The sequence below is a fragment of the Photobacterium sp. WH77 genome, assembly GCF_022014395.1.
GTDB lineage: Bacteria > Pseudomonadota > Gammaproteobacteria > Enterobacterales > Vibrionaceae > Photobacterium > Photobacterium arenosum.
Genome location: NZ_JAKLTE010000006.1, coordinates 39,247 through 64,398, shown reverse-complemented (window position 1 = coordinate 64,398; position 25,152 = coordinate 39,247). Strand labels below are relative to the sequence as shown.

General features: G+C 50.4%; 20 protein-coding genes, 19 tRNA genes and 2 pseudogenes. 31 read left to right on the top strand and 10 right to left on the bottom strand.

Annotated features, from left to right (window positions below; translation table 11 throughout):
• Nucleotides 1-13: 13 nt before the first annotated feature.
• Complete coding sequence (locus tag L6J37_RS08245; protein ID WP_237794745.1) at nt 14-1,213, bottom strand: HAD hydrolase family protein; 1,200 nt, start codon at nt 1,211-1,213, stop codon at nt 14-16.
• Between the two features lie 102 nt (nt 1,214-1,315).
• Nucleotides 1,316-2,026, bottom strand: coding sequence for a hypothetical protein (locus L6J37_RS08240; RefSeq protein ID WP_218383842.1), 711 nt, complete (start codon nt 2,024-2,026; stop codon nt 1,316-1,318).
• 513 nt (nt 2,027-2,539) lie between these two features.
• On the opposite strand from L6J37_RS08240, the pseudogene L6J37_RS21475 reads away from it, so the two are divergent.
• Together L6J37_RS21475 and L6J37_RS21470 are read left to right on the top strand one after the other, a co-directional pair.
• Nucleotides 2,540-3,250 (top strand): annotated as a pseudogene (locus L6J37_RS21475) (PDC sensor domain-containing protein); the annotation flags it as partial.
• Nucleotides 3,245-4,423 (top strand): annotated as a pseudogene (locus tag L6J37_RS21470) (methyl-accepting chemotaxis protein); the annotation flags it as partial. The pseudogenes L6J37_RS21475 and L6J37_RS21470, both read left to right, overlap by 6 nt.
• Before the next feature lie 143 nt (nt 4,424-4,566).
• Here the strand turns inward: L6J37_RS21470 and kdsA are convergent.
• The 6 genes from kdsA to hemA form a co-directional block, all read right to left on the bottom strand.
• Entirely contained in the window at nt 4,567-5,421 is an 855-nt protein-coding gene (gene kdsA / locus L6J37_RS08230; protein ID WP_192015033.1) for a 3-deoxy-8-phosphooctulonate synthase, read from the bottom strand.
• A 41-nt stretch (nt 5,422-5,462) separates the two neighbouring features.
• On the bottom strand, nt 5,463-6,275 hold the full coding sequence (locus tag L6J37_RS08225) for a SirB1 family protein (protein ID WP_046221536.1): 813 nt from the start codon (nt 6,273-6,275) through the stop codon (nt 5,463-5,465).
• Nucleotides 6,276-6,279: 4 nt separating this feature from the next.
• On the bottom strand, nt 6,280-6,660 hold the full coding sequence (locus tag L6J37_RS08220) for a SirB2 family protein (RefSeq protein WP_192014604.1): 381 nt from the start codon (nt 6,658-6,660) through the stop codon (nt 6,280-6,282).
• A gap of 50 nt (nt 6,661-6,710) precedes the next feature.
• Nucleotides 6,711-7,556 (bottom strand): peptide chain release factor N(5)-glutamine methyltransferase, encoded by an 846-nt coding sequence (prmC, locus tag L6J37_RS08215; RefSeq protein WP_192014603.1) that lies wholly within the window; start codon nt 7,554-7,556, stop codon nt 6,711-6,713.
• Nucleotides 7,556-8,644 (bottom strand): peptide chain release factor 1, encoded by a 1,089-nt coding sequence (gene prfA / locus L6J37_RS08210; RefSeq protein ID WP_192015032.1) that lies wholly within the window; start codon nt 8,642-8,644, stop codon nt 7,556-7,558. Before prfA ends, prmC begins: the two co-directional genes overlap by 1 nt.
• Nucleotides 8,645-8,737: 93 nt before the next feature.
• Complete coding sequence (hemA, locus tag L6J37_RS08205) at nt 8,738-10,012, bottom strand: glutamyl-tRNA reductase (protein ID WP_237794742.1); 1,275 nt, start codon at nt 10,010-10,012, stop codon at nt 8,738-8,740.
• Between the two features lie 290 nt (nt 10,013-10,302).
• Between hemA and lolB the strand changes: the two genes are divergently transcribed.
• From lolB to L6J37_RS08085, 24 genes are all read left to right on the top strand, one after another.
• Nucleotides 10,303-10,968: a lipoprotein insertase outer membrane protein LolB gene (gene lolB / locus L6J37_RS08200; RefSeq protein WP_225445033.1), complete on the top strand. Its 666-nt coding sequence runs from the start codon at nt 10,303-10,305 to the stop codon at nt 10,966-10,968.
• An 18-nt stretch (nt 10,969-10,986) separates the two neighbouring features.
• Complete coding sequence (gene ispE, locus L6J37_RS08195) at nt 10,987-11,850, top strand: 4-(cytidine 5'-diphospho)-2-C-methyl-D-erythritol kinase (protein WP_192014601.1); 864 nt, start codon at nt 10,987-10,989, stop codon at nt 11,848-11,850.
• A 31-nt stretch (nt 11,851-11,881) separates the two neighbouring features.
• Complete coding sequence (locus L6J37_RS08190) at nt 11,882-12,829, top strand: ribose-phosphate pyrophosphokinase (protein WP_027253816.1); 948 nt, start codon at nt 11,882-11,884, stop codon at nt 12,827-12,829.
• Nucleotides 12,830-12,954: 125 nt separating this feature from the next.
• Nucleotides 12,955-13,545 (top strand): aminoacyl-tRNA hydrolase, encoded by a 591-nt coding sequence (gene pth, locus L6J37_RS08185; RefSeq protein WP_192014600.1) that lies wholly within the window; start codon nt 12,955-12,957, stop codon nt 13,543-13,545.
• Nucleotides 13,546-13,615: 70 nt separating this feature from the next.
• Nucleotides 13,616-14,707, top strand: a complete 1,092-nt coding sequence (gene ychF / locus L6J37_RS08180) for a redox-regulated ATPase YchF (RefSeq protein ID WP_192014599.1) — start codon at nt 13,616-13,618, stop codon at nt 14,705-14,707.
• A 276-nt stretch (nt 14,708-14,983) separates the two neighbouring features.
• Nucleotides 14,984-15,060: transfer RNA gene (locus tag L6J37_RS08175), tRNA-Met, on the top strand.
• A gap of 37 nt (nt 15,061-15,097) precedes the next feature.
• Nucleotides 15,098-15,182 (top strand) — tRNA-Leu (locus tag L6J37_RS08170).
• Nucleotides 15,183-15,186: 4 nt separating this feature from the next.
• Nucleotides 15,187-15,261, top strand: a tRNA-Gln gene (locus tag L6J37_RS08165).
• A 45-nt stretch (nt 15,262-15,306) separates the two neighbouring features.
• Nucleotides 15,307-15,383 (top strand) — tRNA-Met (locus L6J37_RS08160).
• Nucleotides 15,384-15,424: 41 nt separating this feature from the next.
• Nucleotides 15,425-15,511 (top strand) — tRNA-Leu (locus L6J37_RS08155).
• A 78-nt stretch (nt 15,512-15,589) separates the two neighbouring features.
• Nucleotides 15,590-15,664 (top strand) — tRNA-Gln (locus L6J37_RS08150).
• 40 nt (nt 15,665-15,704) lie between these two features.
• Nucleotides 15,705-15,781, top strand: a tRNA-Met gene (locus L6J37_RS08145).
• A gap of 35 nt (nt 15,782-15,816) precedes the next feature.
• Nucleotides 15,817-15,903: transfer RNA gene (locus tag L6J37_RS08140), tRNA-Leu, on the top strand.
• A gap of 32 nt (nt 15,904-15,935) precedes the next feature.
• A tRNA-Leu gene (locus L6J37_RS08135) sits at nt 15,936-16,020 on the top strand.
• Nucleotides 16,021-16,023: 3 nt separating this feature from the next.
• Nucleotides 16,024-16,098 (top strand) — tRNA-Gln (locus tag L6J37_RS08130).
• 85 nt (nt 16,099-16,183) lie between these two features.
• Nucleotides 16,184-16,270 (top strand) — tRNA-Leu (locus L6J37_RS08125).
• Between the two features lie 34 nt (nt 16,271-16,304).
• Nucleotides 16,305-16,389, top strand: a tRNA-Leu gene (locus tag L6J37_RS08120).
• Nucleotides 16,390-16,393: 4 nt separating this feature from the next.
• Nucleotides 16,394-16,468: transfer RNA gene (locus tag L6J37_RS08115), tRNA-Gln, on the top strand.
• A 66-nt stretch (nt 16,469-16,534) separates the two neighbouring features.
• Nucleotides 16,535-16,621: transfer RNA gene (locus tag L6J37_RS08110), tRNA-Leu, on the top strand.
• A 55-nt stretch (nt 16,622-16,676) separates the two neighbouring features.
• Nucleotides 16,677-16,751, top strand: a tRNA-Gln gene (locus L6J37_RS08105).
• A 35-nt stretch (nt 16,752-16,786) separates the two neighbouring features.
• Nucleotides 16,787-16,863, top strand: a tRNA-Met gene (locus L6J37_RS08100).
• A gap of 45 nt (nt 16,864-16,908) precedes the next feature.
• Nucleotides 16,909-16,995: transfer RNA gene (locus L6J37_RS08095), tRNA-Leu, on the top strand.
• A gap of 29 nt (nt 16,996-17,024) precedes the next feature.
• A tRNA-Gln gene (locus L6J37_RS08090) sits at nt 17,025-17,099 on the top strand.
• Nucleotides 17,100-17,158: 59 nt separating this feature from the next.
• A tRNA-Leu gene (locus tag L6J37_RS08085) sits at nt 17,159-17,245 on the top strand.
• Nucleotides 17,246-17,501: 256 nt separating this feature from the next.
• On the opposite strand, the gene L6J37_RS08080 is transcribed toward L6J37_RS08085, so the two are convergent.
• Complete coding sequence (locus tag L6J37_RS08080; RefSeq protein WP_237794740.1) at nt 17,502-18,662, bottom strand: 2-octaprenyl-3-methyl-6-methoxy-1,4-benzoquinol hydroxylase; 1,161 nt, start codon at nt 18,660-18,662, stop codon at nt 17,502-17,504.
• Between the two features lie 302 nt (nt 18,663-18,964).
• Here L6J37_RS08080 and miaB point away from each other — a divergent pair, with 302 nt between their 5' ends.
• From miaB to lnt, 5 genes are all read left to right on the top strand, one after another.
• Nucleotides 18,965-20,389, top strand: a complete 1,425-nt coding sequence (miaB, locus tag L6J37_RS08075; protein ID WP_192014597.1) for a tRNA (N6-isopentenyl adenosine(37)-C2)-methylthiotransferase MiaB — start codon at nt 18,965-18,967, stop codon at nt 20,387-20,389.
• A gap of 75 nt (nt 20,390-20,464) precedes the next feature.
• Nucleotides 20,465-21,529, top strand: coding sequence for a PhoH family protein (locus L6J37_RS08070; protein ID WP_237794853.1), 1,065 nt, complete (start codon nt 20,465-20,467; stop codon nt 21,527-21,529).
• 8 nt (nt 21,530-21,537) lie between these two features.
• Nucleotides 21,538-22,002 (top strand): rRNA maturation RNase YbeY, encoded by a 465-nt coding sequence (gene ybeY / locus L6J37_RS08065; RefSeq protein ID WP_237794737.1) that lies wholly within the window; start codon nt 21,538-21,540, stop codon nt 22,000-22,002.
• 97 nt (nt 22,003-22,099) lie between these two features.
• Complete coding sequence (corC, locus tag L6J37_RS08060; protein ID WP_192014595.1) at nt 22,100-22,972, top strand: CNNM family magnesium/cobalt transport protein CorC; 873 nt, start codon at nt 22,100-22,102, stop codon at nt 22,970-22,972.
• The gene (lnt, locus tag L6J37_RS08055) at nt 22,972-24,531 is read left to right on the top strand and encodes an apolipoprotein N-acyltransferase (RefSeq protein ID WP_237794735.1); all 1,560 of its coding nucleotides are present in this window, start codon (nt 22,972-22,974) and stop codon (nt 24,529-24,531) included. Before corC ends, lnt begins: the two co-directional genes overlap by 1 nt.
• A 65-nt stretch (nt 24,532-24,596) precedes the next feature.
• Here the strand turns inward: lnt and L6J37_RS08050 are convergent, their stop codons facing one another.
• Nucleotides 24,597-25,079, bottom strand: coding sequence for a zinc ribbon-containing protein (locus tag L6J37_RS08050; RefSeq protein WP_027253806.1), 483 nt, complete (start codon nt 25,077-25,079; stop codon nt 24,597-24,599).
• Nucleotides 25,080-25,152 lie beyond the last annotated feature (73 nt).

Sequence of the window (25,152 nt, the reverse complement as noted above, 5' to 3'; positions counted from 1 at the left end):
TGTCTCAGTCACTTTATTTATGCCCTTCTAAGCGCTGACTGATAATATCAATGATTAGGTCATCATTTCGGCTCAAACGTGACACGTTCATGCTGTTTTCTAATCCAACCAGCTCATCGCCTATTACATAACCTTCAGAAGCATTCGATAACAAAGTAAAATCATTGTCATCATTGCCGAAACAGATAAGGTTAGAGTGCTCGATTCCGCTGACTAAACTCAGTGCTTTGTATTTATCTGTAAAGTTGCAATTCAGCTCTGCGGTATCATCACCATGAAAATTAAATGCGACCCCATCTCTGATATCTTTATACAGTGGCATGATTTTTTTCTGAATATTCGCTGAGCGACAAGATATTTTTATCACCCCCTGATCCCACCACGGGCTCTCTTTGTCCAGCGTCAGTTTATCTTCATAGGCAAGCATTTCCGGATACAATGACTCGTCACCATGAATCGCAAACTTATCCCCGTACTCCAGAAAGTAGCTCACACCATTTTCTTCCAGGAACTGAACAATGGTATTCACGTCTTGTTGCGACAAACCGGACACAAAAGTCTGCTTCTGTGTTTCATCTAATATGATAGAACCATTACAGCAGATAACAGGGACTTCACTGATCAGATCGCCTAATGCTTTTCTGGCTCCTCTGGGAGCACGGGATGTAGCAAATGCCAAACGGGATGACGGATCTTGTTTGATTTTTTGGAGCGCTGCTTTCATTTTGTTACTGACGACTCCGCCGTCGGCAATCGTGCCGTCAATATCAAACACCAGCATGTTGGGAAGTGCCTTATTGATTTTCTTTGCTGATTGCCTGACTAATCCATCTCTGATCAAAGAAGGAATAACATCAATAGCAAAAATACTGCCCACCGCCATGCCATTTGCCAAGTGTTCTCCATCAACCCAGGCTATCTCTTCAATTTCAGAACATGGCTTTGGCAGACCAAATATTGTCACAGTATCAACATCAATCTCCACCAAGGCATCTTCAAAAGCACTCTTTCGTGTAAAAGTACCCAAATACTCAGCTCTCACCAGGCTTACGCCAAGCTCTTCACCTAACTCCCGCTCAAGGCATTCCTTTTTTGTTTCACCGGCTTCGGGTTTACCCCCTGGAGAGATAAACATATCTGTCCCTTTTTTTCTGACCAGTAATATTTGTCCTGCCCGGCATATAGCCGCAGCATATTTTCTTATCGTTTTCATTTTCAGCGTCACTTTTCGCAAATCAATAAGAGTGCTGTATTAACAACACTCTTAGATGGATAATGCATTGTTAAACATATGGATACAGATGTATCAATACATTCAGGAAGCTTGTCTCAATTCTTGGTAGTTTTTAAGGCTACCTGACAGAAAATGAATGATGTCATCACACAGACTTTCCTTTTCAGCCAAATATTCCAAAATCGTTTCATCGGAAGCAATGGTCGCTGAATCGCCAAAAATCGACACACCTTCCAGTGATTTTGTCGACAGTCCTAATTGCAGTAAACGGTACTTTACTTCATCTTGTGACTGAGCCATATGATAAATAGGGCTGTTATACGTAATACCAAACCGTTTCATATAATCAACGAAATAGTCTTTCGCCACTAAACGTTGCTCTGGAAATTCTTTTTGATATTCAACGATGCCATCGTTGATCACTTCAATACCATTCCTTGTACAATAATCAATAACGTGGGCATGAATCGCCATTTTTTCACCCAGTAATATCAGGTTCTTCTTGTACCTGGCAAAATCGCTTTCAATATTCTCTATCGCAATACTTCTGAAACTACCACTAATATCAACCACTTGATGTGTTACTACCAAATCACCAAATCTGTTTTTTAATTCTTCCACACGTAAAGGCAATAGTTTTCTATGTAGCCCACAACCACTATTGGCAGTAAATAAGTGAACCGGAATGCCGTTTAACATTAAATAACTGGCGGCAAGAGTACTGTCTCTTCCACCGGTAAACATAACGAGTTGCGGGCGTTTCCCGTCTTCATAATTTGTCTTTATATCCATTGTTACATCCTTGTTATATGACCAAAACAACGGATGCTATATTCAACTATGACAATAGTCAACATAGTGCACTTATTGATAATTAAGACGTTATTTTACCCATTGATAACAATTTAAATATTAAATAACTATAATCATGGAAATCAGATATTTAAACACAAGTTACTTTGCTGTGTTTCATGTCACTAATAAAGCTCCGATAATATATTGTTTCATTTTTACGTTTTTTATCAGATGCAATAGTTGTTACAACTGTAAGCTCATGTTAAACAAAATATTCTCCTTCATCTTATCCTTTCCGTCTTAACACCCGCTGCAAGCACCTCAAAGTGACAAATTTTCAACCAAAAAAGCGTCAATAATCAGTCATGTTAAAAAGTTAAATTTCCATATACAACCGTCGTATAGCTATATAGAATTCTCCGTACTGTTTTTCCTCATTTGTCACATTTTTTGTGCAACGAAAAGTAAAAACATTGATATCAGCTTCTGTTCCATCCATTGAGACTCATCATGAAACTGACCCTAAAACAAAAACTCATAGGAGCCAGCTTATCTGCCGTCGTGGTTATGGCAACCGCGCTGACATGGCTGGCCGCAAACCAACTTTATCAACAGACACAAAACAGCATTTTTAGCCGTGCCGACAGCTTGAGCAAAACAGCGACTAAAGGGATCAGTGACTGGATTGAGATCCGTCGCAGTATCACCAGTGCTATCAAACCTTACCTGGAAACCTCAGATCCTGTGCCATACCTGCAGCAGGCTCGCATTGCCGGTGGCTTTGATGAAATGTATTTCGGCACGTCCGCCGGTGACATGTTCCGCTCCTACCCTGAGCGAAACCGGGCAGGTTACGATCCCCGCCAGCGTCCCTGGTATATAGATGCCAAATCGGCTAACAAACCTATTATTACAACCGCCTATCGTGATGCCATTACTAACGCGTTACTGGTGACTCTGGCTGAGCCTGTCAAAAAGAATGGCCAGCTTGCAGCCGTTATTGGCTCCGATGTACTGATTGATCAACTGATTTCCGATGTGATCAGCCTGGATGCAGGTAAAAATGCCTACGCCATGCTCATCAACACCCAGGATAATACGTTCCTGGCCCACCCTAATCAGTCTTTGCTACTGAAACCTATCAATGGTTACACTGAAGACCTGAGCATCAGCCAGATTCAGCGCTCGGTAAGCAACAGAACGGTATTGAATCAGACGATTCAGGGTGCGGATAAACTGTTGTACTTTGCGCAAGTTCCCGGCACGCCATGGATTCTTGGCCTTGAAATGGACAAGGCCACCGAAGAAGCCAGCCAGAGCCAACTGCTGAGCCGCCTGATCATCACCTCCATCCTTATTACTCTGATCGTTCTGGCAGCTGTTGCCTGGCTGGTCGGATTCCTGTTCCGCGACCTGAGCCGTGTGTCTGATGCACTGGCCGAGATTGCAACGGGTGAAGGTGATCTGACCCAGCGCCTTGAACCACGCAGCGACGACGAAGTCGGCCAACTGGCACATAACTTCAACCGCTTTGTCGGTAACATGCATGGCATGGTAACGCGTCTGCGCGATGTTTCTCACTCTCTGACGTTGCAGGCGCATCAAACGGCCTCACAAGCAGAAGAGCGCAGCACTCGAATCCGCCACCAGCAGGATGAAATCAACATGGTGGCAACTGCCATCAATGAAATGGCGGCTGCCACACAGGAAATTGCCGGCAATGCTGATAACACGGCACGTACCTCGACCGAAACGGTTCAGGCGGCAGAACACGGTGCCGAGCAGGTCGACCAAAGCCAGCATTCTATTACCAATCTGGCCGGCGAAGTGGAAACAGCGACAGACGTCATTGGTGAGCTCAATACCCATGCGCAGAGCATTACCACGATTCTGTCGACCATTCAGAATATTGCTGAACAAACCAACCTGCTGGCGCTCAATGCTGCCATTGAAGCCGCCCGTGCAGGTGAGCAAGGTCGCGGGTTTGCCGTAGTGGCAGATGAAGTGCGGGTATTGAGCCAGCGTACCCATGCTTCTACGCAGGAAATTCAGCAAATGATTGAAACCCTGCAACAAACGACAGGACGTGCTGTCGGCATTATGGGCGACAGTCGCCGTTTAGCTGAAACCAGTGTGGATGATGCCAATGCCGCTTCTGCCAGTCTGGCGCAAATCATCTCGGCAATTACCAATATCAGTGACATGGCAACTCAGATAGCTTCTGCTGCAGAAGAACAGTCTTCTGTGACCTCTGAGATCACGCGTAACACTGAGGGCATCCGGGATGTCTCTAACGAGCTGGCTCAGGAAGCAAGTGAAGCGGCACAGCAGGCTTCTCAGCTGTCAGAGCTGTCTCACGAGCTACAGCAGGAAATCAGCCGCTTTAAGTTATAAGAGCCGTTAAGCGGATAAAACAAATAGAACAAAGAAAACAAAAAAGGGGGTGTCAGTCATGACACCCCCTTTCGTTTTTCTCTGATCGTTTGTCTCAGGTCGTCTCCGGTAGTCACCCTGATCAGGTTCTGCCAGTAACAGCCTTATGCAATGTCGATGGCTTCGAAACTTTTCACCAGATCATCAAGCTGTTTGATCTGGTGAAGGAATGGCTCCAGCTTATCCATAGGGAATGCAGAAGGGCCATCACAGCGAGCGGCATCCGGGTTGGGATGCGCTTCCATGAACAGACCTGCGATTCCCGCCGCCATACCTGCACGCGCCAGCGTAACAGTTTGCTCACGGCGACCACCGGAGGCGGCACCCAGTGGATCACGGCACTGCAGTGCGTGGGTGACGTCAAAAATGATCGGACTGCCCTTCGAGGCTTTCTTCATGACATCAAAGCCCAGCATGTCCACGACCAGGTTATCGTAACCGTGCAGCGCACCACGCTCGCAGAGAATAATCTGGTCGTTGTTACATTCAGCAAACTTCTCAACGATATTACCCACCTGACCCGGGCTCATAAACTGAGGTTTCTTCACGTTGATAACGGCACCGGTTTTTGCCATCGCTTCAACCAGATCGGTCTGACGAGCGAGAAATGCCGGCAGCTGAATCACATCCACCACCTCGGCAACAGGCTGGCACTGATATTGTTCATGAATATCAGTGATGATTTTCACGCCAAAGGTATCTTTCAGCTCCTGAAAGATTTTCAGGCCTTCTTCCATACCGGGACCACGATAAGAATGGACCGAAGAACGGTTCGCCTTATCAAAGGAAGCCTTAAATACATAAGGAATACCCAGTTTTTCCGTTACTTTGACATAGTGCTCACAGATCTGCATCGCAAGATCACGCGACTCCAGCACATTCATGCCACCAAACAGCACAAAGGCTTTGTCGTTAGCGACATCAATGTCGCCAATACGAACCACTTTCTGTTCCATGATGCTACTCTTCTTCTCTGTCATTTAGTCTGTTCCGCAGGCTATCAGTGAAGGACCTGCGGGTTTGCATTCAAGACTTTCACTTGCAGTTTCAGCAATTCTGCGGCCGGATCTTCCGGACACTGCTCAATAAAATAGGCATAGTCCATAGCAGCGGCATGACTACACTCTAATTGCTGATAAATATAGCCGCGATCGCGAATTTCATGGGGATCACCCGGCCGCAGCGACAGGGCCAGATCGCTGCAGCGTAATGCATCAGCGTATTGCTCTTCTCGCAGCAAAGCACTTTTTAGCACCGTCAGCCATCGTGCCAGCACATCCGTATGGCTGGTGGTGGTGAGATAGCTTTCGCGCCAGGGTGCCAGCGGGCCTTTGTGCCCACGCAGCCAGGCACTGAGTGTCTGGCGGCTGACAAATTCACCGTCAAACGGATTAATAAACTGAGGCTCACTGTTGGGCCAGTCGACACGCAGAATATACTGAGTGGGAAAAGCCACACCAGTGACAGGTAACTCCAGATGCTGAGCCAGATAAATCATAATGGCTCCCAGACTGACCGGAATGCCTTTACGACGCTCAATCACCTTGTCCAGATAGGCATTTTCAGCCGCATAGTACTGATGGCGATCACCACAGAACCCCCACTCGCGGTAAAACAGGCGCAGCAGCCCTTCTAATCGCAGATGGGGATTGGTTTCTGACATCAGTGCCGCCTCGACATCTTTTGCCATTTTTTGTAATTGATGGCGTACCCAGGCAACCGGAAAATCCGGCTCCAGATCCACCATGATCTCAATGGCTCCCTCTACCAGCGCAGACGCTTCGAAATCTCTGTCTTCATCTGAGAAATACATGTCTTTACCCCAGCAACGGCATTTTAGTCACCGCCAGTTTGCCGGCCATTGCCAGCCAACCTAAAGCACCGAAAAAAGCAAAGGTTTTAAACACTTTGTTCTTGCCGTATTTCAGCGCGAAAAAGCCAAGCGCAATGTAGGCCAGCACACAGGTCAGCTTTTCATTCAGCCAGCCTGCGCCTGCCGTGAAAGGAGTAAAGCCAGTGTACACCACCAGTGCGACGCCACTCAGCAACAAAAAGGTATCGACCACATGGGGTGTTACTTTCAGGGCTTTTTTCTGCATCAGTGCTGAATCTGCCATCATCAGGCCAAATCGCACTACAAATAACAACACGCTCATGGCGATAATGGTCAGGTGAAAATGTTTTAATGCTATGTACATCTGGTTTTTCTCTTTATCGTTTCCTTCGAATCATGAATGGCCAGACGGCCTCAGACAGACCAGCAGCCTAAGCTTACCCTGTCTTGTCCTGCATAATCCTGAACGGTTATCACTTGTTGATAACCTAAATTAGAAAAAATGCCCCGTACGGCCTCGCCCTGCTGATAGCCATGCTCCAGCAGTAACCAGCCACCAGGCGTTAAAAATGTCCGGCTTTGTGAACAAATATGACGAATGTCCGCCAGGCCAGCGTCTTCTGCGACCAATGCGGTTCGGGGTTCGAATCGCACATCCCCTCTTGCGAGATGCGGATCGTTGGCATCAATATAAGGGGGATTGCTGACAATAACATCAAAACGTGCATTTTCCGGCAATGGATTAAACCAACTGCCGCATAAAATACGTACATTCTGCAATTGCAACGCACGCCGATTTTCTTCCGCCAGTGCCGCCGCTTCCGGGCGCAAGTCGATGCCAGTGAACTGACAATCCGGGCGCTCAGAGGCCAGAGACAGAGCAATCGCCCCGGTTCCCGTACCTAAATCAAGTACCGACGCCGCTGCAGGCATTTTCTCCAGCGCCGCTTCCACCAGTCGTTCCGTATCCGGACGCGGGATCAAAGTATGGGGCGCCACTTTCAGCGGCAGTGACCAGAACTCACGTTCACCTGTGATATAGGCGACCGGTTCGCCCGATTCACGACGCGCCAGCAGCGCTGAAAACGCAGCGGACTGCTCGTCAGTCAGCACTTTTTCAGGCCAGGTCAGCAGGTAGCTGCGGGGCTTATCCAGCACATGACACAACAAGACCGCAGCATCAAGCTGCGGACTGTCAGAGCCGGCGTTCATCAGTTGCGTTACCGCTTGCTTAAGTGCAACGTCGATGGCGGGATTCATCAGTGCTGATCAGCCATGGCAGCAAGCAAATCCGCCTGGTGTTCCTGCACAACAGGATCAATCAGGCTTTCCAGCTCGCCTTCCATCACTTCGTTCAAGCGATAGAGGGTCAGGTTGATCCTATGATCAGATACCCGGCCTTGCGGATAGTTATAGGTACGAATGCGATCGGAGCGATCGCCAGAGCCCAGCAGGTTACGTCTTGTGCTGGCTTCTTCAGCATGACGCTTCTCTTCCTCGGCCTTGATAATACGGGCCGCCAGCACAGACATGGCTTTCGCTTTGTTTTTATGCTGCGAGCGCTCATCCTGACACTCAACCACAATGCCGGTTGGCAAGTGGGTAATACGAATGGCAGAATCCGTGGTGTTAACGTGCTGACCACCGGCACCGGAGGCGCGGAAAGTATCAATTTTCAAATCACCGGCATTAATTTCCGGGATTTCCGCTTCCGGGATTTCAGGTAAAATTGCCACAGTACAGGCAGAAGTATGAACACGGCCCTGGGATTCTGTCGCGGGAACACGTTGAACACGGTGTCCGCCTGACTCAAATTTCAGAATACCGTAAGCTCCTTCCCCGCTGATCTTGGCGATCATTTCTTTATAGCCACCGTGTTCAGCCTGATTCGAGCTCATCACTTCCACCCGCCAGCGGCGGCTTTCAGCAAATTTGCTGTACATACGGAACAAATCACCGGCGAAAATACCGGCTTCATCACCGCCAGCACCGGCGCGGATTTCGATGAAACAGTTGCGCTCGTCATTGGGATCTTTGGGCAGCAGCAAAACCTGCAACTCGTCTTCCAGACGCTCGATAGTCTCTTTCGCCTGCTTGATTTCTTCCTGCGCCATTTCGCGCAATTCAGGATCCTCTTCCCCGGCCATTTCTTCCGCGGTTTCCAGATCAGTCAGCACCTGCTGGTAAGCACGAAAACACTGACTCACTTCCTCTAGCTGCGAATATTCACGAGACAAAGCCCGGAATTTATCCTGATTGGCAATGATAGTGGCATCACCCAGCAAATGCTGCACTTCCTCGTGGCGTTCAACCAGGGATTCTAATTTCGCTAAAATGGACGGTTTCATCATGTGTACAACATCAGATCCTAACAAGGATCCGCCTTAAACCGGTTCGGCAAGGCGCGATCATAAAAATTAATGCATGTGAAAAACGCTGAGTCAGTCAGCCGACTGGTCTTTCAATGCACCTAAACCAAGCGTTTCACGAATAAGGGCCAGTTTTTCAGGCTCGCCATCATGGGCGGCTTGCTGCATGGCCTTGGTCGGCGCATGAATGAGCTTATTCGTCAAACGGTTGCTGAGCTCTGCCAGCACTTTTTCCGGTGCACCGCCGTTAGCCAGCGCTTGCAGGCTGCGGCTCAGTAAATCATTTTTAATGTCATCGGCGTAACAACGGTACTGGCGGATACTGTCTACCGCTTCCAGTGAGCGTAACCAGCGCATGAATGCGGCACTTTCTTCACTGACTATCGCTTCTGCCTGGATCGCCGCCACTTTTCGCTGCTCGCGATTGCGTTCAACAATACTTTCCAAATCGTCCACTGAATATAAATAGGCGTCATCAAGCTCGCCGACCTCAGCTTCGATATCCCTGGGTACAGCAATATCGACCAGCAACATGGGTTGATGACGGCGCTTTTTCAACGCTTTCTCAACCATTCCTTTGCCCACAATCGGCAGAGGACTCGCCGTTGCACTGATAATGATATCTGCATTATGAATATGGTCCGGAATCTCCGGCAAACTAATAACTTCAGCGCCAAATTCATCAGCCAGCACCTGAGCACGCTCCGGGGTACGGTTGGCTATCATCAGACTGCGGCAACCGTGTTCAACCATGTGCCGGGCTACCAGCTCTGTGGTCTCACCGGCACCGATAAGCAGCACTCTTGCCTCGCTCATCGACTCAAAAATCTGTTTGGCCAGGGTGCAGGCGGCAAAGGCAACCGACACCGCATTGCCACCGATATCCGTTTCGGTTCTGACGCGCTTTGCCACTGAAAAGGCTTTCTGGAACAGTTTCTCCAGCATGCCATCCATAGTGTCATGGTCGCGGGATTCAGAATAGGACTGCTTGACCTGTCCCAGAATCTGCGGCTCACCTAACACCAGTGAATCCAGACCACATGCCACCCGCATCAAGTGACGCACCGCGGCCTGTTCTTCGTGGAAATAGAGGCTGGACATCAGCTCTTCCGCTGACAGATTATGAAAGCGGCTGAACCAATCAATCATCACACCTGGCCCGCTGTGACTGACATCACAATAGATCTCAGTACGGTTGCAGGTAGAGACGATCACACCACTGTTGACTTCCGGATGCTGAGCCAGAGTCTGCAAGGCTTCGGTCAGTTTTTCCGGCGAAAAGGCAACACGCTCGCGCAGGTCTACAGACGCTGTTTTGTGATTGATTCCTAATGCAAGCAAGGTCATGGAGATGGTGTTACCTACTACCCGATGATAAAGATCCAGCAGGTCATTTTACTTGATGACCCTGCGTAATAAAAGGATATGACTCGATTCTGTCTGCCAGCGCATCATTTTATCGCGCTGACGTCAAAACAAATCCTGACTTTACAGACAAATACCGGAAATGTCATGAATCAGTTTGCTTCCCCTTACTGATTCCGCCGTTCGTTCATGAAAGAGATTTCAACAGACAAGTCATGCTATTATTCTTTTACTTTCACATTATTCACTTACCTGTCGAATAAGGACATGTTATGCGAATGGCGTTTGCGCCTCTTTTTCTGTTCTCGTTTCAGTTACCGCCTATCTTGGCGCGAAAATGTCAGCAGCATAAAACACAACTTCTGGCCTTGCTGGCTCTGTGGGTAGCAGGCTGTACCACGACGCCGCACACAGGTAAAGTCACCGACTGGAACAGCCACAGGCAAGCATTGTCCGCAGTCACTGCCTATCAGGCAACAGGCAAGCTGGGCTACATCAGCCCGGCGCAACGTTTCAGTGCTAACCTGAACTGGAAAACCGATCCGGGTGCCGATCATCTGCTGCTGACTAACTTTCTCGGCACCACATTGCTGAAACTGGACACCCAACCCGGACGTGCGGTGCTGATTGATAATGAAGGCCAACGCCATCAGGGCAGCGATGCGGCTCAGCTGGTCTTATCTCTGACCAATATTGCCTTACCCGTTAACCAGATGCGAGACTGGCTGCTCGGCCTGCCAACAGGCGCAGATACCTATCAGTTAAATGCAGAAAACCGCGTGGCTTACTTAGTCAAACAAGTGGGTAATCAGCGATGGCAACTGGACTATAACGCCTATGATGAAACAACGTCGCCTGCTTTGCCTTCCCGGTTAGTCCTTTCGCAAGGCAAACAGCGAGTTACCCTGATAATCAACCGTTGGCAAACCCAAAAATAATTGACGCGCATTCAAAAAATGATCACACACACTACAAGCTGGCCAGCACCCGCTAAACTTAATCTGTTTCTCTACATCACAGGGCAACGTCCGGACGGTTATCATGAACTGCAAACCCTGTTTCAGTTTTTAGATTACGGTGATACCTTGACCATAACGGCGCGAGCCGACAATCAGATAACCCTGAGTCCGGCTATCGAAGGCGTACCATTAGCGCAAAATCTGATTTACCGCGCCGCAGATGCCCTGCGCAAAAAAGCCGGTCTGCAGGCCGGAGCAGATATCAACATCCAAAAGATTTTACCTATGGGTGGTGGTCTGGGCGGCGGTTCATCGAATGCGGCGACAACTTTGGTCGCATTAAACTATTTGTGGCAAACCGGACTAAGCGCTGACGAGCTGGCCGAGATTGGCTTGACGCTGGGAGCAGATGTGCCCGTGTTTGTCCGTGGTTTTAGTGCCTTTGCCGAAGGGATCGGCGAAAAGCTTCAACCCGCTCAACCAGAAGAGAAATGGTATCTGGTCGCCAAGCCTGATGTTGCCATTGCAACCGCAGATATCTTCACTGCGACGGACTTAACCCGAAACACACCAATACGGCCTTTATCTGTGTTATTAGCCGGCAATTACGAAAACGATTGCGAAAAAATAGTCAGAAGAATTTACCCTGAGGTTGATAAGGCGCTTTCGTGGCTGTTAGAATACGCGCCGTCGAGATTGACCGGCACTGGCGCTTGTGTTTTTGCTGAATTTAGCTCTCAGCAAGCGGCTACTGCAACCCTGAAAAAATTACCCGACTGGCTCCAAGGTTTTGTCGCCAAAGGGGTGAATCATTCACCTTTGATGACCGCCCTGAGCGGACATACTGCGGAAAGTCAGTAAATACAACTTGGACGCAATTGAGGTTTACCCCGTGCCTGATATGAAGCTGTTTGCTGGTAACGCTACACCAGAGCTAGCCCAACGCATCGCTGACCGTCTTTACATTTCACTTGGAGACGCGACAGTGAACCGTTTCTCCGATGGTGAAGTCTGTGTTCAGATTAATGAAAACGTTCGCGGCAGCGACGTCTTTATCATTCAATCGACTTGCGCCCCAACCAACGATAACCTGATCGAACTGGTCGTTATGATCGACGCACTGCGCCGCGCTTCTGCTGGTCGTATCACAGCGGTTATCCCTTACTTTGGCTATGCCCGCCAAGACCGTCGCGTCCGTTCTGCTCGTGTGCCTATTACAGCGAAAGTTGTTGCTGATTTCCTGTCCAATGTGGGTGTTGACCGTGTGCTGACTGTCGATCTGCATGCCGAGCAAATCCAGGGCTTCTTTGATGTGCCGGTAGACAACATCTTTGGTTCGCCCGTTCTGCTGGAAGACATGCTGGCAAAAGAGCTGCAAGATCCAGTCGTCGTTTCTCCAGACATCGGTGGTGTAGTCCGTGCCCGTGCAACGGCCAAACTGATGGATGACACAGATATTGCTATCATCGACAAGCGTCGCCCACGCGCCAATGTGTCACAGGTTATGCACCTGATTGGCGATGTTGAAGGCCGTGACTGCATCATTGTTGATGACATGATCGATACCGGCGGCACCCTGTGTAAAGCTGCCGAAGCACTGAAAGAGCGTGGTGCTAAACGTGTATTCGCTTACGCAACGCACCCGGTATTCTCAGGCAACGCGCCGGAAAATATCAAAAACTCTGTGATTGATGAAGTGATCGTCACTGACTCTATCCCACTGTCTCAGGCAATGCTGGATACAGGCAAAGTCTCTGTTCTTACTCTGTCAGGCATGCTGGCTGAAGCCATTCGCCGCATCAGCAATGAAGAGTCTATCTCTGCGATGTTCGAGCACTGATAGCTCAGTAAACGCGATGACAGTCAACACGCCCCGCCCTGTGCGGGGCGTGTTTGTTTTTATTTATCTCTGCAGCAGTGTTAACATAGCGCGCGATTTGATCCCGATGACATAGAGAGACCAGCGTGAGTCAAAAAATCCGTTTACTGGTTGGCCTGGCAAATCCAGGTCCGGAATATGCCAAAACACGCCACAATGCGGGGGCCTGGGTCGTGGAAGAGTTGGCACGGATCCACAACATCAGCCTCAAAAACGATCCCAAATATTTTGGTTTAACCGGCAGGATCCAGCTGAATGGTGATGATCTGCGTTTACTGATCCCCACCACCTTTATGAACCTGTCTGGTAAATCCGTTTCGGCACTGGCGAATTTTTTTCAGATCACCCCGGAAGAAATTCTGGTCGCCCATGATGAGCTGGATCTGCCCCCAGGCGTCGCCAAGTTCAAACAAGGCGGCGGTCACGGTGGCCATAACGGGTTAAGGGATATCATCAGCAAACTGAGTAACAACAAAAGCTTTTACCGTCTTCGGGTGGGCATTGGTCATCCCGGCGACAAAAATAAAGTGACTGGCTTCGTATTGGGTAAAGCCCCCGCCAGCGAACAATCTCAGATTGACGCTGCAGTAGACGAATCCGTTCGCTGTCTTGATATCTGGCTGAAAGACGGCCTGACCAAGGCGCAAAACCGGCTACATTCATTCAAAGCCGAATAAGTTAATACAGACTTTTTCATCATCCCGCACTATGCCGGATGCCGGAAACATCACTAAAGGGTTTCAAGCCATGGGTTTTAAATGTGGTATCGTGGGCCTGCCGAACGTAGGTAAATCCACACTTTTCAATGCGTTGACAAAAGCGGGTATCGAAGCCGCTAACTTCCCGTTCTGTACTATTGAGCCGAACACGGGTGTGGTTCCTGTACCGGATCTGCGTCTGGATAAGCTGGCTGCCATCGTCAACCCGGAACGTATCCTGCCTACCACTATGGAATTCGTGGATATCGCCGGTCTGGTTGCCGGTGCATCCAAAGGTGAAGGTCTGGGTAACAAATTCCTGGCCAACATCCGTGAAACCGATGCGATTGGCCACGTTGTTCGCTGCTTCGAAAACGACAATATCGTGCACGTTGCGGGCAAGATCAACCCATTAGCAGACATCGAAATCATCAATTTGGAACTGGCTCTGGCAGATCTGGACACCTGTGAGCGTGCCATTCAGCGCCAGGCCAAACGCGCCAAAGGCGGTGATAAAGAAGCGAAATTCGAAATCACAGTGCTGGAAAAAATGCTGCCAACACTGACTGAAGGCGGCATGGCACGTTCAGTCGAGCTGGCCAAAGAAGAAAAAGCCGCGATTGATTACCTGAACTTCCTGACTCTGAAACCGACCATGTATATCGCGAACGTCAGCGAAGACGGTTTTGAAGGCAATCCGTTCCTGGATATGGTGACTGAGCACGCCAGCAAAGAAAACGCCGTTGTTGTGCCAGTCTGTGCGGCTATCGAGTCTGAAATTGCTGAACTGGATGATGCGGATCGTGAAGAGTTTCTGGCAGATCTGGGCATTGAAGAGCCGGGCCTGAACCGTGTTATCCGATCGGGCTACGAACTGCTGAATCTGCAGACTTACTTCACGGCAGGTGTCAAAGAAGTTCGCGCCTGGACTATCCCTATTGGTGCAACCGCACCTCAGGCTGCCGGTAAGATCCACACCGACTTTGAAAAAGGCTTTATCCGTGCCGAAGTGGTCGGTTATGAGCACTTCATCGAGTTTAACGGTGAAAACGGCGCGAAAGAAGCCGGTAAGTGGCGTCTGGAAGGTAAAGATTACATCGTTAAAGATGGCGACGTCGTCCACTTCCGCTTCAATGTATAACTTGAAGTCAAAACCTCTGCAAAACATCTGATAAAGGGCCGGCTTCTGCCGGCTTTTTTATTTTCACTGTCCCGCTTACTTCTTTTTTACCCTTGAAATCACACATCTAGCATGGCATTCGGCCATTTCGTCCAAATAACCATCGAACAGGCAGATTTTACGGGGATAATTAAAAAAACTATTGACGCTCAAAGCTGGTATACGCATAATGCGCCCCGTTCCCGAGACAGCAACCCTGTATTGGACAGCGCCTGCGCTGGCTGTTTCGGACACGTTGGCTACGTAGCTCAGTTGGTTAGAGCACATCACTCATAATGATGGGGTCACAGGTTCGAATCCCGTCGTAGCCACCATATCACCACTTGAAATGGTGATAAAAAACAGTAAGATGCGGAAGTGGCGAAATTGGTAGACGCACCAGATTTAGGTTCTGGCGCCGCAAGGTGTGAGAGTTCAAGTCTCTCCTTCCGCACCATTTTAGGGCTATCGCCAAGCGGTAAGGCAGCGGCTTTTGATGCCGCCATCCCCTGGTTCGAATCCAGGTAGCCCTGCCATCTTACTCAGCGTGGACATGTTTGTCGGCGTTATAAAAATTGAATGGCTACGTAGCTCAGTTGGTTAGAGCACATCACTCATAATGATGGGGTCACAGGTTCAAATCCCGTCGTAGCCACCATAAATTCATCATTCGACGATGAATGGTTCACCCAGCGTATTGCGGTGGTGGCGGAATTGGTAGACGCGCTAGCTTCAGGTGCTAGTGCCCGCAAGGGCGTGAGAGTTCAAGTCTCTCCCTCCGCACCAATCTCTGAGGTGAACAGTTAAGAAGTGGACAAGTAACCATTTCTTGCTTGAATTGCACAATTCTTTGTGACATTCTGCAGGGCTATCGCCAAGCGGTAAGGCAGCGGCTTTTGATGCCGCCATCCCCTGGTTCGAATCCAGGTAGCCCTGCCACATTACTTGACGTAGGCAACGCCGGCGTTTAACACAAAGTGGCTACGTAGCTCAGTTGGTTAGAGCACATCACTCATAATGATGGGGTCACAGGTTCAAATCCCGTCGTAGCCACCAATCTCACAACAATGTGAGAAAAGATGTCATTCCACGCGGTGGTGGCGGAATTGGTAGACGCGCTAGCTTCAGGTGCTAGTGTCCGCAAGGACGTGAGAGTTCAAGTCTCTCCCTCCGCACCAATGACATCCTTGCCTTGACAGGCAGACAATTTGCGGAAGTGGCGAAATTGGTAGACGCACCAGATTTAGGTTCTGGCGCCGCAAGGTGTGAGAGTTCAAGTCTCTCCTTCCGCACCATTTAGGGCTATCGCCAAGCGGTAAGGCAGCGGCTTTTGATGCCGCCATCCCCTGGTTCGAATCCAGGTAGCCCTGCCATGTTTCAGGTTTCGATAAATGTGTCGGAATCTCCCCTGTAACAAGGGAGCCGGGTGAGTTTCACCCTGAAAGAAAAGTCACACATGCGGTGGTGGCGGAATTGGTAGACGCGCTAGCTTCAGGTGCTAGTGTCCGCAAGGACGTGAGAGTTCAAGTCTCTCCCTCCGCACCAGTGACTTTTCAGATGTTTACACATCAAACAATTTGCGGAAGTGGCGAAATTGGTAGACGCACCAGATTTAGGTTCTGGCGCCGCAAGGTGTGAGAGTTCAAGTCTCTCCTTCCGCACCATTTTAGGGCTATCGCCAAGCGGTAAGGCAGCGGCTTTTGATGCCGCCATTCCCTGGTTCGAATCCAGGTAGCCCTGCCATATTTTACAGTATGGGTGTCAGCCGGTGCTGTGATACAGAGTTATATTGCAAACGAAATACCACGTGCGGTGGTGGCGGAATTGGTAGACGCGCTAGCTTCAGGTGCTAGTGTCCGCAAGGACGTGAGAGTTCAAGTCTCTCCCTCCGCACCAACTTTTTAGTTGTGAGTGAAAAGCTACACAACTTCGATCTGAAAGGATCACCAGCAGGGCTATCGCCAAGCGGTAAGGCAGCGGCTTTTGATGCCGCCATTCCCTGGTTCGAATCCAGGTAGCCCTGCCATTAACAATACGCTATAACATTAGCGTTTTGAAAATGGCTACGTAGCTCAGTTGGTTAGAGCACATCACTCATAATGATGGGGTCACAGGTTCGAATCCCGTCGTAGCCACCATTTTCATCCCCTACCATGGTTGAAAATGGAAAAGAGTCAATACACGCGGTGGTGGCGGAATTGGTAGACGCGCTAGCTTCAGGTGCTAGTGCCCGCAAGGGCGTGAGAGTTCAAGTCTCTCCCTCCGCACCAATTGACTTTTGATATTAATCTGAGACTTTAGGGCTATCGCCAAGCGGTAAGGCAGCGGCTTTTGATGCCGCCATTCCCTGGTTCGAATCCAGGTAGCCCTGCCATATTGATGCTGACCTAAGGTGTCAAAAAAAGTGAGAGACTGAGTCTCTTTCACCATGTTGCGGTGGTGGCGGAATTGGTAGACGCGCTAGCTTCAGGTGCTAGTGTCCGCAAGGACGTGAGAGTTCAAGTCTCTCCCTCCGCACCAACTTACTGTTCAGGCAGAAGTTGTAAAACACTTGGGTATTACTCGCTGTAATATCTGTTAAGAAACCAGCTTTTTGCTGGTTTTTTTTATACCTGAAAAATACGGCCCGCCCTAACACCTCTCTTTGTTCACATCTCTTTTCACACTGACCGTCCTGAAATGGGTTGGAAAAGTGTCAACCTTATTTAGGACGGGACACACGCAGTAAAAAAGCCACGCTATTGGTGGCTTATAAAATCGAATAAAAACAAAAAGCTTACAACCCTAGCGCATACTTCAGCACTTGGTGTTTCAGCGGTCCGGTATGCTCGGCCAGTTTAAGGCCAAGGTTTCGCAGCAAGGCAACGGGTTTAAGATCATTGCTAAAGACACAGTAAAACACATCCATCCCGGTCTGCATCATCAGGTTATCGGGTCTTCGCCGCCTCTGGTAGCGCTGAAGAACCGGCTCTCCGAACCAGTGTTCTCCACCGTGCGCCATTTCTTCAAGCAGCACATCAACGTCTTTAAAACCGAGATTCACTCCCTGCCCCGCCAGCGGGTTAATGGTATGCGCGGCATCTCCCAGCAAAACAATCCCGTCTTTATAGTAAGACTGGGCGTGGCGTCGTGTCAGCGGGAAACTGCCTTTGTTCCGCACACGAACCGCACCGAGTTCAACAGGAAATTCACTCCGCACCGCTTTTTCCAGTTGCTCCGCCGACATGGCTGATAACTGTTTGATCCGCTGAGGGCTGTCATACCAGACTAGCGATCCGTTGTGACCCGGCATCGGCAGAAAAGAGCGAGGGCCACGCGGCGTAAACTGCTGCCAGGTAATATCCTGCTGGGGCAAAGCGGTTTCAACATTGATCAGCATGCAATGCTGACGATAATCCCAGGCTGTAATGCCGATATTGGCCTGCTGACGAACGCGGGAATTGGCACCATCGGCCCCAACCAACCAGCGGGTTTGCAGCACCTGACCGTTATCCAATGTGACCTGGTACCCTTCATCAGCACGCTGAAAATGCGCTAAACGGGCAGGACAAATCAGTGAAAGATTGGAATATGCGTCAAACGCCTGCCACAGACCCAGCTGAATCAAACGGTTCTCCACCATAAAGCCCAGCTCAGCTAACCCAAGGTCAGCGGCATGAAAACGGGTGCGGCATTCCGGGTGCTCCCAAGTTTCCAAACGCCGGAAAGGACACATCCTCATGGCCTGGATATGTGGCCATGCCCCCAGACGGTTCAGCAGGGTGACCGACTGGGCAGAAATGGCTGACACACGCAGATCCATCTCCTGTGCGGAGTCAAAAGCCACCGGAGGCTGACCTTCAATCACCGCCACTCTGCGTCCCTGCCGGGCCATTCCCAATGCTGCCGCCGCACCCACCATGCCGCCGCCAGCAATCACAATATCAAACTGTTCCATGCAGGTATCTCATCTCATTACTCTGCCGACATTCTAACGGCTTTACGCGGGTTTACTACACTCAACACTTTCTGCGCTCGCTTTTCTGTCATCTTTGGCACTGAAGCTTGATCTGTGCCAATAGCCACCGGCCAGAGATGCGCCTGCTGCTGATTTTATAATCAGCATGGATGATCTGGTCACGCCGTGTCGAAAGCAGTACAATACGCGGCTTGCTATTTAAGGCGGCCCCAGAGGCGATCTCTGACGCTGCAAACGCAACGTAAATGCACTGAATTAACACTACGAGTGAAGAGTTAGACATGGCGAAGAAACTGCTTATCAAAACCTGGGGTTGTCAGATGAATGAATACGATTCATCCAAGATGGCCGATCTTCTCAACGCCAATGGCGGTTATGAATTAACAGAAGAACCAGCAGAAGCCGATGTACTGCTACTTAACACCTGCTCTATTCGCGAAAAGGCACAGGAAAAAGTCTTCCACCAGCTGGGCCGCTGGAAAACGCTGAAAGACAAAAAGCCAGGCCTGGTGATTGGCGTTGGCGGCTGTGTCGCTACTCAGGAAGGGGATTCCATCCGGGATCGTGCTCCCTATGTCGATGTGATCTTTGGTCCGCAAACGCTGCACCGTCTGCCTGAAATGATCAGCACATCACAGTCTTCCGATGCGCCGGTCATGGATATTTCTTTCCCGGAAATCGAGAAATTCGACCGCCTGCCTGAACCACGGGCCGAAGGCCCTACCGCGTTCGTGTCTATCATGGAAGGTTGCTCCAAATACTGTACTTTCTGTGTGGTGCCATACACCCGTGGTGAAGAAGTCAGCCGCCCGCTGGATGACGTGCTGTTTGAAATCGCTCAGCTGGCAGAGCAAGGCGTGCGTGAAGTAAACCTGCTGGGCCAGAATGTGAATGCCTTCCGCGGTGAGACACACGATGGCGAGATCGCTTCATTTGCTGAGTTATTGCGCCTGGTGGCAGCAATTGACGGTATCGATCGCATTCGCTATACCACCAGCCACCCGATTGAGTTCACCGACGACATTATTGCCGTTTATGAAGACACGCCGGAAGTGGTCAGCTTCCTGCACCTGCCGGTTCAGAGCGGTTCCGACCGTATTCTGGCGATGATGAAGCGGCCTCATACTGCCATCGAGTATAAATCCAAGATCCGCAAGCTGCGTAAAGCTCGCCCGGACATCACCATCAGCTCCGACTTTATCGTCGCTTTCCCGGGTGAGTCCGATCAGGACTTCCAGGACACCATGAAACTGATCCGCGATGTCGACTTTGACATGAGTTTCAGCTTCATTTATTCAGCTCGCCCGGGGACACCAGCGGCCGATTACCCTTGTGATTTGTCTGAAGACGTGAAGAAAGCGCGTTTGTATGAACTGCAGCAGCAGATCAATGCGCAGGCAATGCGCTACTCCCGCCAGATGCTGGACACTGAACAGCGCATTCTGGTGGAAGGGCCATCGAAAAAGAACATCATGGAGCTGCGCGGCCGTACCGAGAACAACCGTGTGGTGAACTTTGAAGGTTCAGTGGATTTGATCGGCCAATTTGTTGATGTCAGAATCACGGATGTATTCAATAATTCCCTGCGTGGTGAACTTGTCCGTACTGAAGCAGACATGAATCTGCGGATCGCTATGTCTCCCAGCGAGGTCATAGAGAAAACCCGTAAAGAAGATGAAATAGGTGTAGGCGTTTATACTCCTTAATAAGAGGACAGAAATTTCTGCCTGTGCCCAACTATTCCGGCCACCCGTCACAGTGGGTGGCCCACAGAGAGGCAAATCTTGAGCAAAATTATTACTGTTGAACTGAATCTCGAACCCGCCGATAACCACCGCCTGGCCAGCCTTTGCGGTCCTTTCGACGACAATATCAAGCAGCTGGAACGCCGTCTGGGCGTTGAAATTAACCACCGCAGCCACAATTTCAGCATAGTCGGTCAGCCGCACACAGCCGAAGCCACAGCCAATATCCTTAAGAATCTGTATGTTGACACCGCTCCGGTGCGCAACATGATCCCGGATATTGAGCCTGAGCAGATTCATCTCGCCATTAAAGAATCGGGTGTGCTGGAACAAGATGTGAGCTCAAGTATCCCTTACGGCAAAGAAATTCATATCAAGACCAAGAAAGGCGTCATCAAGCCGCGGACACCAAACCAGGCGCAGTACATTGCCAATATGGTTGGTCACGATATCACCTTCGGTATTGGTCCTGCCGGTACGGGGAAAACTTATCTGGCTGTTGCCGCTGCGGTTGATGCGCTGGAGCGCCAGGAAATCCGCCGTATTCTGCTGACCCGCCCTGCCGTAGAAGCCGGTGAAAAACTGGGCTTCCTGCCGGGGGATCTGAGCCAGAAGGTCGATCCGTATCTGCGCCCGCTTTACGATGCCTTGTTCGAAATGCTGGGTTTTGAGCGGGTAGAAAAGCTCATTGAGCGTAATGTCATTGAAGTGGCACCGCTGGCGTACATGCGCGGCCGGACACTGAACGATGCCTTCATTATTCTCGATGAAAGCCAGAATACGACAGTAGAGCAGATGAAAATGTTTCTGACCCGTATCGGCTTTAACTCGCGTGCCGTGATCACAGGTGACGTGACCCAGATCGACTTGCCGCGCGGGGCGCGATCCGGGCTGCGCCATGCCATTGAAGTGCTGGCCGATGTGGATGAAATCAGCTTTAACTTCTTCCAGGCAACTGACGTAGTACGTCACCCTGTTGTAGCTCGTATCGTCCAGGCGTATGAAGCCTGGGAGAGCGAAGATCAGAAACAACGAAAACTGGCTGAACAACGCCGTCGCGACCAGCAGGAAGCGCGTCAGGCCAGTCCTGAAACGGAATAATCATACAGATGGATATTTATCTGGATTTACAGCTTGCCACCGCTGATGAGAGTGGCATGCCGACTGAGGCTGACTTTCAGCGCTGGCTGGAAGCGGCGGTGACTCCGTTTCAAACCGAAGCCGAAGTGACTGTGCGCCTGGTTGATGAAGCCGAAAGCCAGGCACTCAACAGTGAATACCGGGGGAAAGACAAGCCCACCAATGTGCTGTCTTTCCCGTTTGAAGCGCCTCCGGGTGTAGAACTGGAGCTGTTGGGCGATCTGATTATCTGTCGTCAGGTGGTTGAAAGTGAGGCGCTGGAGCAGAGTAAACCCTTGTTTGCCCACTGGGCACATATGGTTGTACACGGCTCACTTCATCTGCTAGGTTATGACCATATTGATGACGAAGAAGCCGAAGAAATGGAAGCCCTGGAAACCGAGATAATGCAAGGTTTAGGGTTTGCCAATCCTTACGAAGCTGACCAATACTAACATCAGCTTCTGGCTGTCTTTGGCTAAGATACTGTCGGCTGCGCCTGTGGCGACGCCGACCTTCCGTGGCTCTGTCCACATATTTGAATAGAAAGCAATGAACGAAGATAACCCCCAAAATTCTGACGGTCCGAGTCGAAAGACCTTCTTTGAACGTATTGGCCAGCTCTTTCAGGGCGAACCTCAGAATAAGGAAGAACTGGTCGATGTGATCCGTGATTCCGAAGAAAATGATCTGATTGATCACCACACACGCGACATGCTCGAAGGTGTGATCCAGATTTCTGAGATGCGGGTTCGGGATATCATGATTCCCCGCTCCCAAATGACCACCATAGAGCGTTCACAGAAGGTTGAAGACCTCATTGATATCATTGTTGATGCCCAGCACTCTCGCTACCCGGTCATCAGTGATGATAAAGACCACGTTGAAGGTATTCTTCTGGCTAAAGATCTGCTGCGCTACCTGCGCCCGGACAGCGAGCCATTTGACCTCAGCGCCATTCTGCGCCCGGCAGTTGTTGTGCCGGAGAGCAAGCGGGTAGATCGCCTGCTGAAAGAATTTCGGGAAGAACGCTACCACATGGCCATAGTGGTCGATGAGTTTGGTGGCGTATCCGGCTTGATCACTATCGAGGATATTCTGGAGCAAATCGTTGGTGAAATCGAAGATGAATTCGACGATGAAGAAGAACAGGACATCCGTCAGTTAAGTAAGCACACCTGGAATGTGAAGGCATTAACCACTATCGATGACTTCAATAAACTGTTCCAGACCAACTTCAGTGCTAACGATATCGACACCATAGGCGGATTGGTCATGACCAGCTTTGGTCACCTGCCAGCCCGTGGTGAAGTGGTCGAACTGGAAGGCTATGCGTTCAAAGTCACCGCCGCAGACAGCCGCCGGGTCATACAATTACAAGTGACAGTGCCGCAGGAGGCACACCAACCAACGATGACGCCCTGATGAGACGAATCGACAATCTAAACCTGACAGGACGGCTGCTACTGGCCGTCCCTTCCGGCGCACTGGCAACCCTGTCTTTCGCCCCTTATAAGCTCTGGTATCTCGCCCCGCTCTCCCTGATTATTTTCTTTACCCTGCTGCAGAATCAACGCCCTAAAACCGCCTTCTGGACAGGTTTATCATGGGGGTTAGGATTATTCGGCAGTGGCGTTTGGTGGGTACATGTCAGCATTGCCGACTTTGGCGGCATGCCCGTCATTGCGGGTCTGTTCCTTATGGCGCTGCTGGTTGGTTATCTGGCGCTCTACCCTGCCTTATTTGGCGCCTTGTTTGCCCGGTTCGGGCTGGGTCGGCCTTTCCACCAGCTGATGTTGCTGGGCCCGGTGTTCTGGCTGCTGCTGGACTGGGTCAGAGGCTGGTTGTTTACCGGTTTTCCCTGGTTGTGGATGGGTTACGGGCAAATTCACGGCCCGCTGGCCAGTTTCGCGCCGATCCTGGGGGTTGAAGGTCTGACGCTCGCACTGGTGCTGAGTTGTGGTGCGCTGGTTGCCGCCGGCTATTACCGTAACTGGCGCCCCCTGACCGTGCCGGTTCTTGTCTTGCTGCTGGCGTATCAGGCGAAAGGCATTGAATGGGTTCAGACTGAACCGTATAAACCGGTCAAGGTCGCGCTGGTGCAAGGCAATGTCCCGCAGGCACTGAAATGGCAACCTGAGCAACGCTGGCCAACCCTGATGAAATACTTAGATCTCACCCGTGAAAACTGGGATGCTGATATTATCATCTGGCCGGAAGCAGCAATTCCCGCGCTGGAAAAACAGGTAGAGACCTTCCTCAGTCATCTCGATGAAGCCGCCCGTTTAAATCAAAGTGCGGTAATTACAGGTGTGCTAGATAAAACCGAACAGGGTGAGTTTTTCAACAATATACTGACGCTGGGTATCAACCGTGACGGTCAATACCACTACGATACTGCCAGCCGGTACAGCAAGCACCATTTGCTGCCGTTTGGTGAATTTGTGCCTTTCGGCGACTTACTGCGTCCGATTGCCCCGTTTTTCAACCTGCCGATGTCATCATTCAGCCGCGGCAGTTTTGTCCAGACCAATCTGGAAGCCAAGGGTTATGCCCTGGCTCCGGCCCTGTGTTATGAAATCGCCTTCAGCGAGCAGGTTCGCCAGAATGTGGGCATGGGCACCGACATGCTGCTGACCTTGTCCAATGATGCCTGGTTCGGCCGCTCCATTGGCCCGCACCAGCACATGGAAATCGCCCAGATGCGGGCTCTGGAAACAGGTAAACCCTTACTGCGTGCCACTAACACGGGCGTGACAGCCGTTGTCGATCACCAGGGTCAGATCATTGCAGAGCTGCCACAGTTCGAAACCGGCGTACTGCGTGCCACTGTAACCCCGACCAAGGGTCTGACGCCCTACACGACACTGGGCAGCTGGCCATTGTACTTGTATTTACTCTGGTCCGTTGCTGTTTCCTGGCTACTGCTTAAACGCCGCCGGGGCGATTTCAGAGACACTACCCCGCAAGAATGCGTCCATTAAATCAAACACAGATCCAACCAGACAGGGAGCAACAGGCTCCCTGTCGCTTGTCAGCGGCAGCTGCTTTACGGCGCCAGAGGCTGACGGGTGAATTGGGTGTGTCCACACTTAGTACAGGGCTCAATCGTCCGCACGTGCGTGTACTGTTCATGATGTCCGCACTGCTCGCAGACCAGATTACCCAGGCCAACCACTTCACCGGCTTTATAGATGCCCTGATGCTTGATATCGTCCATAACCTCTAACCATTCCAGCTGTGTCTTATCTGTCACCTCAGCCAACCCTTCCCAAATCGTCTCGGTCACCAGTTTGTAAAACGGACTTTCAGAGAAAGGGGTCGGGCTTTCCTGCACGTTTTGCCCGAATTCTTTCAGATCCCGTTTGAAATACGCACGTATCAGCGCCAGTTCATCTTTGGTCATGTCACTGGCCGCGGTGCGATACTTTTCACTGGTATCAATCCAATGTTTCAGTTCATCAGGGCTATGCTTGAGGGCTTCCGTGATCTCTTCCAACATGGATTCATACGCATCTTTTTCTTTAGCCATGTAAGTTTCTCCTAGGCTTAATCCGCCGGACATAGGCACCCTGACACATAGCGCCGGGTCAGTAACCAGTCCG